The organism is Salibaculum griseiflavum, assembly GCF_003129565.1.
GTDB lineage: Bacteria > Pseudomonadota > Alphaproteobacteria > Rhodobacterales > Rhodobacteraceae > Salibaculum > Salibaculum griseiflavum.
In genome coordinates, this window is sequence record NZ_QETF01000024.1 from 1 (window position 1) to 16,875 (window position 16,875).

General features: G+C 58.1%; 2 protein-coding genes (1 of these 2 only partly in view). Both read left to right on the forward strand.

Annotation, left to right across the window (positions count from 1 at the left end; genetic code table 11):
• Positions 1–188 precede the first annotated feature (188 nt).
• The gene (locus DFK10_RS15350) at positions 189–983 is read left to right on the forward strand and encodes an efflux RND transporter periplasmic adaptor subunit (RefSeq protein WP_109389915.1); all 795 of its coding nucleotides are present in this window, start codon (positions 189–191) and stop codon (positions 981–983) included.
• On the forward strand, positions 980–16,875 hold the beginning of the coding sequence (locus tag DFK10_RS15355; RefSeq protein ID WP_109389916.1) for an Ig-like domain-containing protein. Its footprint extends 27,124 nt past the window's final position; 15,896 of the gene's 43,020 nt are visible here — the first part of the coding sequence; the start codon lies at positions 980–982; its stop codon lies off the right edge, out of view. Before DFK10_RS15350 ends, DFK10_RS15355 begins: the two co-directional genes overlap by 4 nt.

A 16,875-nucleotide genomic window follows, 5' to 3' on the forward strand; every position in this document is an offset into this window, starting at 1 on the left:
CAATCCTAAAGCAGGCCCTTATCGACCACCGCCAAAAGGACCAGCTTGACCAGATCAAGGACGCCGCATAACCTCGCATCAAGCTGCGCCACTCAGGCAAGTTTCAACATCAAGCGGGACATTCCCCGGTAACCTCTCAGCTGCGTTTTTGGAGTGCTAGTAATGACGGATCGAAGAAAGGATATGATATGGGGTCTTTTGGGAGGCTTAATTGGATTTTGTGGCTGTTTGTCGTGGAGGTGGTAGGCGGAGCCGCTACTGAGGTCTCTGGGCAGTCGTCAAACAGCGCCGACCTGGAGCAGAGATTGCTTGCGGTAGAGAGGGGAGTTGCCCAGGGCCGGATCATCGCCAAGCACGAGGCTCTGCTTGCCGCAGAGATGTCAGGACGTATCAGGTCATTGAACGTAGCCGAAGGGAACGCGTTTCAGCATGGAGATGCCCTGGCCGAACTGAATTGTGATGTCGAGCGGGCACGACTTGAAAAAGTACATACCAGCCTGGAAGAGGCGGTGAAGATTCGCCAAACAAATGAGCGGCTCGCAGAGTTGCGTTCGGTGGGTGATCTGGAGCTGACACTTTCGCAGGTGAGAGAGCGGACGGTCGAGGCCGATGTCGAGGTGGCCGCCGCTCAGGTGCAGCGATGTATTGTCCGCGCACCCTTCGATGGTGTCGTGGCGCGTGTTCGGAAGCGAGAGGCCGAGTATATCCAGGTCGGTGAGCCGCTGCTCGATGTGATCGATCCAACTGCACTAGAGGTCGAATTCCTTGTGCCATCGGACTGGCTCGCGTGGCTCGACCGGAATGAGCCATTCAAGCTGCATCTCAATGAATTACCTCTGCAGCTGTCGGGCGAGGTTCACCAGATCGGTGTGCGTGTGGACCCCGTCAGCCGCACGGTCAGACTCAAGGGTCAGCTAACTGATGAGCTGGGCGGCGTTGTGCCTGGCATGAGCGGTGATGTGCGCTTTGAGGCAGTGCAATGACAGATCGTAAGCGCTCCTCGCATGCCAGCTTGACTTGGCGTCCGGCACCGCTGGCGCTAGAGCCGCGGCTGATATTTGATGGCGCGTTCGTGCCAACGCTCGACGGCATTGATGACGAGCCTACCAATCCGGTCGACCCGCGGCGTGATACGCGCTCTGCGGATGAGGGCAAACCCAAGCAAGAGACACGCACACCGCGGCTGCGCTCAAGCCCGCTTGAGGTGGAGACGGCAACCGAGCCGACCGATCAGTCCTCGAGCACAGAGGCAGCCGGCGAGCGGGTTTTGGTTGTTAGTGGCTATCTGCCTAATCTACCCGAGCTGCAGTCCGCGCTTGGCGATGTTGCCCGTATTCATGTCCTTGAGGGTAGCGGCGATGCGTTGGCCGAGATCGACGCTATTTTGTCTGAGTACGATCAGGTCTCTGAGCTACATGTGGTGACGCACGGGCGGGCCGGTGCCTTGGTGGTCGGCGATGAGGTGATCGACCGTGAGCGATTAGCTGAGCGCACGGCCGCCTTATCAGGCTGGACCGATGCCATGCGCTCAGGTGCTGATTTGTTGCTCTATGGTTGTGACATCGGTGCAGAACAAACGGGGCGGGTGTTTGTCGATAGTCTCTCCACGCTCACCGGCGCAGATATTGCGGCATCTGACGACACCACGGCAGCGCCGGCCGACGGGGGCGATAGTGAGCTGGAAGTCGAAGTTGGCAAGGTTACTGCCGCACCACTTTTAACCGCTGACATTCTTGATGAGTTGGCTTGGCAGCTTGATGCCACCGAGCCGTTCGTTGACAACGTTAGCCTCGCCGTCGCTTCGGACGAGGTCGCCATTACGCTATCGATCAGTGAAGACATTGCGGGCAACTCAGACCGCTCTAAGACAAGCCTTTACGTCAATATTGGCGGACTCGACTTTAATGCGAGCTATGACGACAGTAGCAGTGCCACCAATAGCCTAGTTTATAAAGTCAAAGCAACTGAGGATCCGCTTTTGACAGCAGAGTTGCTGGCGAAAGGCATCCGGCTCGGTGAGCTTGATTTTCAAGGCAATGAGTTAGAAGACGCCGCCAATAATAGTCTGACCGCGCCGGATCTCACTGCCCAGCTCACTGAGGTGAATGTTGGTACTGGCGTCACGCTAGAGCACATTGGTGGATTGGGCGGTGACCAAGATTTGGTCAAGAGCGGAGACGGTGAGCTGATCTTGACCGGTGAGAACACCCACTCCGGTCAAACGATTGTTGAAGGCGGCACGCTGCGGATCAGCAATGATAATCAGCTGGGTAACCTTGACAGTGCGCCAGATCGAGTTGCGGTCAAAAGTGGTGCTACGCTGCTAGTGGATGAAAATTTAGCGCTGGATTACCGGCGTGGCATCACACTTGAGAGCGGTGCAGTGATTGCCGTCGCTGATGGTAAAACTGTCAGTTACAACGGCAAAATCACTGGCGACGGCGGCCCGGCAATTAAGTCGGGCGCAGGTGAGCTCAAGCTGACCAATTCGGACAACTTTAGCGAAGGCGTCAAAGTTGACGAAGGCCGGCTTACCAGTACAAACGGCAATGGTCTCGACGATACGGCGATCGTTGAAGTCAGCACCGATGCAGTGCTCGATTTAACCAACAACAACCAAACAATTGGTGGGTTAAAAGGTGCTGGACAGGTTGAGCTGGGTGGGCGAAACCTCACCATCGACACCACTGGAGTAACGAATTTTTCCGGCGAGATCTCGGGTAGCGGCAGTCTTTATTTAAAAGGTAGCGGCACCCAAACCTTATCGGGGGAAAACAGCTACACCGGACGCACAGATCTCACCGGTAGCGTCACCTTAAAGCTGGGGGCAGATGACGCCCTTAATCCAGCGAGTTTTGTCGACCTCCACGATAGCGTGACGCTGGATATTAACGGTTACACGCAAGTCATAAACGACCTCAACAGCGATTCATCGTTGGCCTCTAGTGTTGTATTGGGGAGCTCAGGCAATGCGGGCCATCTGGAGATCGGCGTTAGCAACACTAACCGAGACGTTTATTCCAAGTTCACCGGGTTTGGTGAACTGGTTAAACGCGGAGGGGGCTATTTAGACCTGCACGGTGTAAGCGATCATACCGGGCGGACATTTATCGCCGAGGGGCAGATTCGGTTGGAGTCTGGCGGCGGCGAGCTCAGTGCGAATACTGATGTTTTGATATCTGATGTCGGCAAGCTGGATATCTACACCAATGGCGCCCAGACCGTTGGCAGTATCGCCGGGGCGGGTGAGCTGGTTCTCTCGGGATATGATTTAACGTTCGGCGGCAGTGCGGACACACGCTTTAACGGCACGCTGAACACCAGCCGTGGCGGTGAGCTGATCAAACAGGGCACGGGGGAATTCACGCTAGGCGGCAGCGAAGACAACAACAGCACCAGCGCCATGCGGGTCACCGACGGCACTGTCGTGCTCGACAAACATTCAGGTGACAACGAGCGCATGGCGATTAGCAATGGCGCGACGCAGCTGGCGCTCACGATTGAAGATGGCGCGACGGTGAAACTTGCCGGCAGTGACTCGCTCGACGACACCGACGAAATCACTCAGGTGTATGAATACGCCAACATAAAAATTGAAGCAGGCGGCACCCTCGACCTGAACGGCCGACGTCTTGCAGTTAATGAAGTGATTGGCGAGGGTACCGTTATCAACAATGGCGCGCAGACCGCAAAATTTGATATCGGCAATTACCATTCCGCGTTTGAGCTTAAGACGGATTTACTGGTTGGGTCTCAAAGCGAGGGCATTCACCTGATCAAAAATGGTAATGATGTCCTAACCCTTGCTGATGGCGTCGATTACTCCGGCATTGAAAAACTCACGGTCCGTAATGGCACCGTTAAACAGGCGGGCGCCGACACGTTAGCGTCGTCAACTGCCGTGGTGATTGAGAACAATAAAACGCTCGATCTCAATGGCCACAACCTCACGGTGGGCAGCATCGCCGGGGCGGGTGATATCAGTCTGGGTTCTGCCACGCTGACAGCGGGTGATGGGGGCGATCACCACCTTTCCGGTGTTATCAGCGGTGCGGGGGGGCTGGTTAAGCAGGGTTCTGGACAGCTCATCTTGTCAGGCAATCAGACTTATACCGGCGCGACAACGGTTAATGGCGGTGAGCTACGAATCGGGAACGGAAATGGTGTCACGTTCCCCGATACCTTTGGGGTGACTGTCGCGAGCGGCGCGGTCTTCGCGTTCGATAGCAGTAGCAATCGCACGATGGCAGCGGGTGATTTAACGGGTGCGGGCGCTTTTATCAAAGACGGCAGTGGTGAGCTTGAACTCGCCGGTGCGAACGCCCACACCGGCGGCACAACGCTGGTTGATGGCACACTGCTGATCGCGGGTTTTGACGGCACTGGAGGCACCGATGTGACCGGGCTGGGCACTGGCACGGTGACGGTGACCGGTGAAGCGACGCTCAAGACGGATAACAACGTTCAGCCGGTCCTGCCCAATGATGTCGTTATTACCGCTGATGGCACGCTGCACCTCAATGCGATTAACGGCAGCTCAACCATGACCCTGGCCGGCGACATCTCAGGGGCAGGGGACTTCACGGCTTATACAAGGGCCGACACGGCTATCATTTTGACGGGTGACGTCAATATCGGTGGTGAAATCACAATCAAGGCGACCGGTACCTATAAGACCTCGCTACAAGTTGGTGCCGGCGGCACGACGGGCTCTCTCGAAGCAGCTCGTGTCTATTCGGACCATTACGGCGCGCTGATATACGACCATGCGGCAGGCCATACCGCAGGGTTTGATCTGCCGTATGAGGGCGATGGACATTTCATTAAAAACGGCGCCGGCGAGCTCGAAATTAAGCAGCGCCTGCGGCACACCGACAACGGCAACACCTACGTTAACAACGGGACGATGACGCTGACCGGCGAGAACCTGCTCGCACGGGAGAGTTATCTGATCGTCAATGGCAATGGCACGCTCAACCTCAATGGTTACAACCAGGCAGTGACCTATCTTGAGGACGCGAGGGTTTCGTTTAGGGATGGGCCGGATAACGGCGGCGGCAATATCGACACTGGGGCTGGCGGCATACTCACCGTTCTCAACGGCAACGATCCGTTCAGTGGCGTCATTTCAGGCAGTGGTGGGCTGACCAAGGATGGTACCGGGCGGATGACGCTGACCGGCGCCAACACCTACACCGGGCGGACGCAGGTTTTGGCTGGGTATCTGCGGTTTGGCTACACTGGCCCAAACAGCACGGTTGTGGATTCACTCTCAGATCAAACCGCCGTTTACGTGGCCGAGGGTGCCGAGCTAGAGGTCTATCCAGAGAGTCAGTCGGTTGGATCGATTGCCGGTGAAGGTGCAATTGATCTTTACGGTCACACGCTGACGGTCGGTGCCAACAATGCCAACACCACTTTCTCCGGTGTGATCAGTAGTTCCGGCAGCCTTATCAAAACTGGTACCGGCACGCTCGAACTCTCCGGAGCAAACACCTATAGCGCTGCCACGACCGTTCAAAGCGGTGAGCTCAAGCTCACGGGCAGCCTCGGTTCGACCGCTGTGACGGTTGAGAGCGGCGGTACCTTCTCGGGCGGTGGAAAGACCACCAGTTCGATGACGGTTGAAGATAGCGGCACCTTAGCGCTCGACCGCCCGCTGGATATCAATGGTGTGTTGACCATCGTGGACGGCGGCACACTGGACATGACGCTGGTTGATAACGGCAACAGCCGTGAAGACGCCGAAATCACGGGTGTCACCGATATGGATCTGGCGGGCTCGCTCGAGGTCAGTGTCGGTGATGGCGATCTGAGTAACCGGGACTGGGGCAGCTGGCGGCTGGTGCGGTATTCCGGCAGCGCCTCGGGTGGCGGCCTGACAATCAATGACTCAGCCACAGGTCACCCGACCATTGCTACTGGCGACACCTTGCGCCTGGCCAACGTCGAGACGGATTCCAGCAACAAGACCCTGCAACTGCGCCTGCAGACCGAGGGTGATTCCAACTTAACGCTCAATGGCTCTGACTTTGTCCGTCTGGAAATTCAAGAGCCTGAGGACAACATCAGTCGTGAAATTACGTTTAACACCACCCAGGGCGGAGCGCTTTTTTCGGTGGACGGGGGTGGGCACGACCGTAGTCTCTGGATTACAGCTGATGGCAATATCAGCTCACGGGTATATATCGGGGGGGGTAATGCCGAAATTATCAGCTCTACGGGCCTGAATCTCACCGATGGGGCTGTGCATACGGTTACGTTCACGTTAGGGGTTAATGGGCATTACATTTATGTCGACGGCAATGAGGTTGCGAGCGGTACAGCACTCGCTTCGGAATTTGACTGGAACACCCACCAGCTGATCGGAAAAGACCGCCACAGTGGAAATAACTTTGTCGGCGAAATAACATCTTATGAGTCTTGGCATCAAGAATTAACACCTGAAGAGGTTGGCTCAGAAACGCGCCCCGATCCAGCCTACAGACTGGCCTTTCTGGCCGGGGACACCATTGCTAATACGGGTGATGAGCCGCTGCTAGCCAACGTTTTCAGCTTTGGCGGTAAGGCCCCCTACGACCTGCAGCTCAACTCAGCCGATGACACGGGCTTTAGTGATCGTGACGATATTACGTCTAAGGTGACGCAGCGTGTTAGTGGTTATGCCAACCCGAACAGCCAGATCATTCTGTTTCGTGATCAAAACGGCGATGGCACCGTCGATGAGGGCGAATGGCTGACGGCTTCGCCGCTTTCCACCAATAGCAATGGCTACTTCTCGACGACCCTTGAGCTCGGGTTGGGTACGCACAGCGTGCGTGCCGTCATCCTGCAACCTGATGGCAGCTACAGCACCTCAAGTGACCCGTTGGTCATTACGGTCGATCGCCAATCACCCTTCGGGCCCGATGCGCCGATTCCGCTGGATGGGGCGGATACCGGTGTTAGCGATATCGACTTTGTCACCAACAATCAGCGCCCAAGTTTCCGTTTTGAATTGCCCAAGAATGTGCATGGTTCAGTAGCCGCACGTGAGGGTATGCGCCTTACGCTTGAGGCGAACTCCCGGGTACTTGCCAGTTATATTCTGACTGCAGCGGATATAAGTCTGGGTCAGGTCGATATCACGACCTCGATGTATGTCCAGGACATGTGGGACGGCGGCAACTGGACCGGTGGCTGGCGCCTGCGCGGTGTGCTGACCGATCCTGCAGGCAACGAAAGCACACGACAGGTAGGCTGGAGCCTGCCGGCATGGCGCACGGACACCACGCCGCCTACTGCCCCGGATATGAACCACTCGACCTATCCATCGCCGTTGATGGATTCGAGTGATTCAGGGCGTGACAACCGTGATCGGGTAACAAGCCACAACACCAATCTAGGCTTTAATTTCCTGCAGCACACCCACGCGGTGAGCACACAGGCGACGCTGACCGACCCGAGTGGCCAAACCCATCTAATCGATACGACGTCGACCACCCCAGAGAACCGGCACACGATTTTTGTGGTGCCAGGTATTCCTGATGGCAATGGCGGACATAACGCTTTAGCCGATGGTGACTACACCATTCGGTTCCGCTCGATGGATAACGCCGGCAACTGGTCTGGTGACAGTAACCCGGTTCATTTCACTGTCGACACCACCGCGCCGAGCGCACCCAGTGCGCCGCAATTAAGTACCGACAGCGATACCGGTGCCTCCAACAGCGATGGCATAACCAAGCTCAAAGACGACCTGACCATCAGCGGTCAGGCGGATGCCGATGCCATCGTTCGTCTCTATGACTTTGGCGATGACAACACAGACACGGATACGGCCAATGCCACCTTAATTGCGGAGAAGCAGGCTGACAGTAATGGCGAATACAGCTTCACCGATATGGCGCTGGCGCCCGGGGTGAGCTTCCTGCGCGTCAGTCAGGACGATCTGGCGGGTAACGAAAGTAACGTCAGCACATCGCTGCGAGTTGAGGTGGACGTCGAACCACCGACTCGCCCCACTGTTGAGATGTTCTCAGGCACCGATCGCACGCCGACGATCAGCGGTACCTATGACGCCACCGATACCCATGCGCTGTATGTGCGCGTGGGTGATCGAGTCTACGGCGAGACCGCTGGTGAAGTGGTCCGCGTCGATGACAATACCGACCGTACGACGGTGGCGGGTCTCACCCTCGATTCCAGTGCGGGGACATGGTCGATCGCGATTGAGGAGGCCTACGAGCTCAAACGCGATGGCGGCACGAATTACGATGTCATCGTGCGCAGCGATGACCTGGCGGGCAACGTCATCTTGAGTCAGGGGCGTGAGCCAGTTCGCATTCTGCCGCCGACTGACCCCGACGCCCTAGCGCCGACCTCAATTGCCGTGGCACCGCAAAGCGACACCGGGCTCTACAACGATGATGGGATCACCCGGGAAGTCGCGCCGTTTTTCCGTATTGGCCTGAATGTGGATGGCAGCAATGGCGTTCAAGCGGGTGACGTGGTTCGCCTTGCTGAAGGCAACACGGACATTTTGCGCTATACGCTGCAGTCCAGCGACCTAGTCGATCGGGAGGGTAATGGCACCTACTACGTTGATCTGCAGCCACATGCATCACTGGCGAGCGGTGGCTGGAATGGAACCACCCATTACGATATCCATGCCCAGATTTTGCGGCTGCAGGCGGATGGCTATCAGACGAGTGCGGAGACCACCCTGCAGCGGGTTGTGATTGACACCAATGGGACGAGTTACACCAACACCACCGTCACCGGGGTGCTGCAGGGCGATGACACTGGGACGCTGAAATATCCAGGCACAGACTCAGACGGCCGGCTTGATCGCGGCAATGGCTTTCATTTGTACGGCACGGCCAGTAATCATCGCGAGGTGGTCTCGGTTGATGTGTTCATCGACGGCAAAAAGGTCGGCACGACGGCTGTTGCCGAAGATGGTGATTGGGTTTTTGACTACAACCAAGGCCAAGCAGTGCTTGCCGATGGCAACCACGAAGTCACAGCGGTTGGCATTGACCTGGCAGGCAATCGCACCGAGGTGTCAAACACCTTCGATATTCTTGTCGATACGGTTATCACCCCGCCCTCCAACCTGCAATTGCACCCAAGCTACGACAGTGGCGTTGATGGCGATAACATCACCAATCGGGCGGTTTACCACACCTATTACATAAAGGGTCGGGCTGAGCCTTCCTACTACGTGGATGGCGCTCACCGCTCGACTGAGCTGATCTTTTTCAATGATCTCAATGGCAACGGCTCGATGGACTCTGGCGAGCGGTTGATCATTCGCGAGAACTACACCGTATCGCGGACCGACGGCAGCTTCTCTGTCCACATTGAGCCCTTTCAGTTAACGGAAGGTACCCATCAGATTCGGGTGATTTCAGTGGATGCGGTGGGTAATCGCAGCGCGCCAAGCGGGCCGCTCACCATCACCGTGGATCGCACGCCGGGCGAGGTGCTGACAGTCGTACCGGTGCCTGAGGCAAAAGATGGCCTACTTGATGACATTAACCTTGTTACCAGTCGGCACCCAACGCTGAGGGCGATTTTGTCCGAGAACGTGGGTATCGGCGACGAAATTGAGATTCAGCAACGCTGGGGCACAGCCTGGCGATATTCTGGGGACGCAAAGGTCACCGCCACCGACATCACCAATGGTTATACGGTCGTGCGTCTAACCGATTGGGAGCTCTGGGGTACGTGGCGCGGGAATAACTTGCGCGAGCTTGCGCAGGTCAGGGCGATCATCACTGATGAGGCGGATAATAGCGATGCCGGCGGGCGCCTTGACCAGACCTACTATGCGTATCCAGACCGTGAGCCGCGCTCGCCTTCGATTACCCTGGATGATGCCGATGATCGTGGAGTGAGCGATAGTGACGGCGTCACTGCGAAGGGCACTGGTTGGCGCGTCTCAGGTGGGGCTGGGCGGGATTCTGCCCTGGTGCGTATCTACGCGGGTAGCCGTCTACTCGGTGAAGTGCAGCCTAGCGATATCGCCGGGACCTGGTCGTTTACCTACGAGGGCCCTGCGCTTGTTGACGGCGTGCATACAATTTTTGCCCGTGGCGTCGGCATTAACGGCGTTGAAGGCACCGGCAGTTCGCCGATCTTTATGCGGGTTGATAGCAAGGCCTATCAGCGCGACTACCTGTGGCTCGATCAGGCGGATGACGCCGGGCCCGTGTCTGAGGACGGGATTACCAACGAGACCAAGCTCACCATCCGCGGCCGAGCGACGCCTGGGGCGACGGTTACGCTATTCGATGATCGCAATGACGATGGCATTGTGGATGCTGGCGAGGCACCCACCGTCTATCAAGCGGACCGCGATAACGAGTTGACCACGCTAGAGGCGGATGCCACCACGGGCTTGTTTGCAGCCGACATTATCGTGGGTGTGGGCGAGTATCGCATTCGGGCACTGGAAACGCTGAATGCCGGCGAGACCGATGAGACGTCTCGGTTGGTGGGGGATGCCCGTGAACCCGCTGAGCCCCTTGAGATCACGGTTAATCTGGATAACCCCTTCCTGCCCAATTACGCCCAGGTCATTACTGCCGGTGGTCTCGAACTCACCGACTCGGAAGGCCGCACCGTTACCAACGATGCCGAGCCCAAGCTGACCCTGCAGCTACCGGAGGGTGTGCAGGTCGGCGATGAAATGCTGTTAATGAACGGCAATAACGTGATCATTCGCGAGAGCGTGACATTGCGTGATCTGGCCAGTGCCGCGATTGAGTTGCAGGTCACGCCAGCAGCCCGCCTGGATGATGGTGTCTATGACGACCTGAAAGTCAGGCTGGTGGATCGCGCCGGTAATGTCAGCCCCGATTTGGCGCTGCAGTCGCTGGTGATTAACACCACCGGTTTGCCAGCGCCTGAAGAGTTCGGGTTGATTGCCAGTGACGATACGGGCATCGCGAGTGACGATAACCTGACCAACCGCACCACCGGTTTTACCTTGACTGGCCTGGTCAGTGCGGATGCCATTTCGGTCAACATTTATGCCAACGGCAAGCTGCTGGGTGAGGCCATCCCCACGCTCACCGAGACCGGCGCGGAATTTAGCTTCCTCTACAGTGGCGCACCCCTTCGCTCAGGTGTCTACAGTATTGAGACCCGCGCCGTTGATTTGCTTGGCAACGAAGGCCCCGCGGCAACGGAAACCATTGAGTTTATTGGATCGCTGCCACCACCGAGCCGCCTCTCGCTCGACAGTGATGATGACACCGGTGAGAGCGCCAGTGACGGCATCATCAATAAAACCACCGGCATCTCAGTCAGCGGCATAGCGCGGCCCGGGGCGTCAGTGCAGATTTTTGATGACCGCAATAACGACAACATCATTGATGATGGCGAATTGCTGGCGGAGCTGGACGCGAACAGCACTACCGGCGAGTTCAGTGAAAATGTCTCGCTCGGCAGTGGCGCCCATTTTCTGCGTGCGATCGCCTCAGATGCGTATGGCAACCGCAGTCTGGCCTCGCCGTCGTTGCAGCTGTTTGTGGATGTCCAGGCCCCGGAGCCCGTGCAGTCCATCACGCTGCGATCTAACTCTGATACCGGTTTCCGCAATGATGATCGCTACACCGCTGAGAAGCGCCCGGAGTTCCGCGTACGCCTGCACGAGAACCATCAGGCCGGTGACACCCTGTGGCTGATCCGCGGAAACGCTTACACCACGGATCCCGACGCCAATACCGTCCTGTCGCGGTATGTCCTAACCGAGGCGGATGTGCCCTCCAGCGGCCGCGGCTATGTCGATTTGCGCGCTAAGCAAGACATGCCGGATAAGGCCTATGTCGGCACCAATGCCGTTCATGGCTACATTGTGGATGTCGCCGGCAATATCAGCCGTATGCCAGGCGGCGGTAATACGGCCGAAGGCTTTACCATTGATACCAGCAAGGAATGGGCCAAGGTCACGGGGATTACAAAGGTTGAGGACACTGGCTCATCCAATACTGACGGGATTACCCAGTCCCAGGATGCCTTTGTCATTCAGGGGACGATGGAAAAGAACACCCAGCGCGTCGAAGTTTACGATGGCGACACGCGCTTGGGCCTGGCGGATTTCACCGACGATGGCCATTGGGTGTATCGCTATGACAACTTGCCCGATGGGGATGCCACCCGCGTCCTGACGGCCGTGTCGATCGATCGGGCGGGTAATGTCAGCGACCGGTCGGATCCATTCCTGCTTACCATTGATGGCAACGCACCGGCCAAGCCCTGGGTGCCGAGCCTCTCGGCTGACGACGATACCGGCGTATCGGATAGTGACAATGTCACCCGCGAGAACACCGGTCTGGCCTTTAGTGGTGTGGTTGACCCGGGTGCTGAGGTCCGCCTCTATGCAGATTCTCGAAACGACGGCCGCGTGGGCGATGAGCAGTTCGTGGCCAGCACAACGGCGAACGGCACGACGGGCGCCTATACCTTTAGCAACATCACACTTGCATCAGGCGATCAGTGGCTCCGGGTGGTGCAGTTCGACACCGCCGGCAATGCCAGTGTGCCCAGTGAGGCGCTGGCGCTGAGTGTGGATCAAATCGCCCCGCGCGCGCCGACGGTCAATCGCGTGGTCGATGAAACCGGCACACCCACCCTGACCGGCACTTATGACGCTGCCGACACGAACCATCTGGTGGTGTTGATTGATGGCATTGCCTATGCCGAAAAGCCGGATATTGAAGTCGAAGTCGACAATACGACTTACACCACCGAGGCCGGACTGCTACCTGACAGCAGCAATGGCACTTGGACGCTGACGATTCCACGGCTTAATCAGCTAGAGGCCGCCGATACACCTTACGAGGTGATTGCACAGTCCACCGATCGTGCCGGCAATGTGTCAACCAGCACATCGCGTTACGAGGTATTCGTCACCGATCCGGTAGCCGACTCCGCTAACCTTCGGCCGGACGACATCACGCTGACCTCGGATACCGACGAAGGCGTTTCGAGTGCCGATGCCATCACCAATCGCGTCGTGCCGACGTTCCGCGTGTCGCTCAATAGCGGCACTGCCGCTGGCGACACGGTGGAGATCTATCAGGGCACCACACTGATTGTGTCGCGTGAGCTGGACTCCGCGGATATCACCAACGGCCACATCGACTTGGCGCCGTGGAAGCCGTTGTCTAATAACGCGACCTACGTGGGAAGCAGCGGCATTTCGGCTAAGGTCGTCTCCGACGGTACGACCAGCCCGGCCCGCGATATGCCGGCGCTCGTCATTGACACCAGCGCACCCAGCAACCCCGGTAACCCGCAGTTAGTCGGCGAGAACAGTCCCATTAGCCGCGGTAATGGTTTTAGCGTCTACGGGAGCATGAACACCTCCCAGGGGGTCGCGTTTGCCGAAATCTATGCCGATGGCCGGTTGCTTGGCACAACGGCATTATCCGAGCGCGGCCGCTGGCAGTTTACCGTCCCCAACACTGCGGCGCCGTTAGCTGATGGTAATCATGAAATTACTGTTGTGGCGGTCGACACCGCAGGTAATCGCAGCAATGCCTCGGGCGCTTTAAACCTGATAGTCGATACCTCGGTCACTGCGCCGAGCGACATTCGCCTGCGGGGTGATTCAGACAGCGGCATTGCCGGTGATCGGCTGACCAATGTCACCAAGCCGTGGTTCCAGGGCCGTGGTGAGCCCGGCTCAGAGTTGATTCTGTTCGCCGATCGAGACGGCGATGGCCGCTTTGATCCGACCGAAGAGATTGAACTCTACAGCGGAAACGTCGACAACGACGGCACGTTCAATGCGCGGATCCTCCATGACCTACCCGAGGGCCGGCATGTTCTGCGCTTCATCCAGGTGGATGAGGCCGGCAATTACAGCGCACCGAGCGCACCCATTGCCCTGACCATCGACACCTCAGTGGCATCGCTGCAAATGGTGCGTATCGCGCCGTCCACTGCCGCCGAGGATTCAGGGCTTTATCCTGACGATGGGATCTACGACACGCTGCGCCCGACGCTGCGGGCCTATCTGCCTGATCAGGTGGCAGAGGGCGACCGGCTCGAGGTGTATTACCGCCATCCGGCCTCAGATTCGCCGCGTGCCAGCGAGTTGATTGATAACCCGCTACTGACTCAGATCGATATCGAGCGCGGCTATGTCGACGTCACGCCCGCAGACGATATGGCCAATCGGCGGACATTCGATGGCACCAGTATCAAATTTAGTTCGTGGCAATACGCCTTTTTTGGCCGCATCGTTGACCAAGCCGGTAATGCCTCAAGTATTCGGGATCCAGGTGCGGCTGAGCCGTATGCGTTTGTCGACGTGGGTGGGCCTAGCGCCGCGTCGGGTCTAGGCCTATTGGATCAAGACGATACCGGTGTAGCCTCAGACGACAACATCACGGCGCTGCAGACAGGCTTCACGCTGACCACAGGCCAGCTCGGCATTAACGTAACCAAAGTTGATTTCTACGCCAATGGTGTCCTTCTAGGCACCGCCGCGCCTAATGACAATCGATATGCCAAATTCACCTATGACGGCCCCGATCTCGATGCCGGGGTTTATTGGATAACCGCCGTCACGCATCGAACCCCGGGCGTGCCGACAGCGCCCACCGAGCAGTTCGAGCTGATCATCGACCCCACCGAAAAGTCGCCGGTGCCGCAGTTTGGCAAGCTCCAGCTCAAGGCCGGTGACGATACCGGGCTGAGCCAGAATGACGGCATCACTAACAAAGGCAGTGTCACGGTTGAGGGGGTGCTCACGCCCGGCCAGACCGTCATGGTTTTCAATGACCTGGATGGCGACGGGCAGTACACCGTCGGCGAGCGAGTAGCTACAACCACCAGTGACGCGACCACGGGCGCATTCTCTGTCGGTTTAGCGCTCAATACCGGAACCAACGTCTTGCGCGCGGTGACGATCCCATCATCGGATTTAGCGGACCCGGTCGCCTCTGAACCCTTCACCGTGATTCGCCGCGGTATTCCGGCGAGTGAGCCGATCAGTATTTCGTTGCTGGCGAGCAGTGACACCACGGTGTTCAATGCCGAAGACGGCATTAGCGGCGGTAGCTTCCTGACGGCCGAGTCTCGGCCGGAACTGCGCCTGACCCTGCCCGGGGAGATGCAGGCCGGCGACTTGGTGCAGCTCTTTAACGGCAATACCAAGATCTATTCGTTGCTGGCCGATGAGCAAGCCATCGCAGCGGGCTTTATCGATGTACGTCTGCCAGCGGGCGGCGAGCTCGCGGATGGCAGCCATAATCTGTCCATGAAGGTAGCGGATGCCGCAGGCAACAACAGTCGCAGCTCGCCGTCGATTAAGGTCACCGTTGATACGGTCGGCCCCGAAGCCCCCACCAACTTGGGGCTCGCGCCGGGCAATGACACCGGCGGTCTGGATAACGATGGGTTCACCGGACGGGATACCCATCTGACCCTGCAAGGCACGTATCCTGGGGATGCCGAGGCGCTCAATATTTATCGCACCAGCGCCGATCCGCGCTTGCGGGAAGGGTTCGCCTTCGTCGCCGATGACTTTGGGGTGGGTGCCATCACCACTGCGGTTGGGGGTGATTTGCTTGAGGGCATGAATGCGCTGGACAGCGCGTCGATTACCCTGACCGGCGGCACGCTCAACGGCACCGGGCTGGGTGGCCCCTTGCCGGCAACGGCTTTCCGCTATGGCGATAGCGACAGCCGCTGGTTGATAGCGGCCTACGATGGCGCCGCGGATAAAACGCGCATCGTGCAGCTCCTCGTTGACGTGCGCAGTGATGGCGAGACCTATGCCCGATCGCTCGATGCCGTGGATGCCGAGGGCAATCAGGTGCAGAGCAAAGCCGCCGTGAATGCGGCCTGGGCCAATGGCGACCGGTCGGCGAAAGTCACCGGGCGCGATGATCAAGATGACTACGGTGTGGCGGGTATCGATGGGTACGTCGCTGGTCAGCGAACGCAGTTAGTCACAAGCCTTGACCGCACCGAGTTCGGTGGCAATCCGAATCTAGATCTCCGGCAATTCCAGCACACCCTCAGCGAGGCACTTCCCGCCGGTGGCGCAATATTCAGTGTGCGGGCGGTGGACGCAGCGGGTAATGAAGGCACCGCCGGCGATCTTCGCGTGGTGGTGGATAACCAGTCGGACACCCCGTCTTTGATCTTGGTTAACCCGCCCGTCGATGGCGTGGTCAATCTTGAAGGTCGCGCCGAGGCGATCATTGACAATGATAATACCGACGCACGATCTCGGGTCATTCTGTTTGATGACCTGGATGGCGATGGCAATGTGGAGGCAGGCGAAATGCTTGCCGAAACCACCGCCGATGCCGGTGGGTTTTTTAGCTTCGACGACCTTGATCTGGGCACAGGCGATCGGGCGCTACGCGTCGTTGCCTATGACCGGGCCGGTAACGAAAGCAGCGCCAGTGATGCACTGGATGTCAGTATCGATATGCAGCCGCCGGCGCCGCCCACGCGCATTGAGTTGGCGTCCTCCAGTGATACGGGCGTGCTGAATAATGACCGGGTGACCAGTGTCTATGAGCCACTGAGCTTCCGGGTGCACTTGGCCGATGATGCCAAAGTGGGCGATACGGTAACGCTGCTGCAAAATAATACTGAGCTCGCGCAGACTACAATTGGGGCCGGTGCACGCCAGCAAGGCGTTGTGACACTCACATTGGCGGCCGGCACGCTCAGCGCGGCCGACTATGATGACCTGAACGCCCGGGTGACCGATGCCAGCGGCAATGTCGGCGCCAAGCAGGTCATGCCCCGCTTTACCGTGCTCGATGCTCCTACAATCCGGGGTGGGATTACGTTTGATAATGGCCTTGATAGTGAGGGCCGTACGCTTCGATCTACGGACTTCACGCTCCGGGGCCG

Excerpts from the sequence above, each read along its gene's own strand:
- DFK10_RS15350 (WP_109389915.1), top strand. The coding sequence starts at position 189 with ATGGGGTCTTTTGGGAGGCTTAATTGGATTTTGTGGCTGTTTGTCGTG.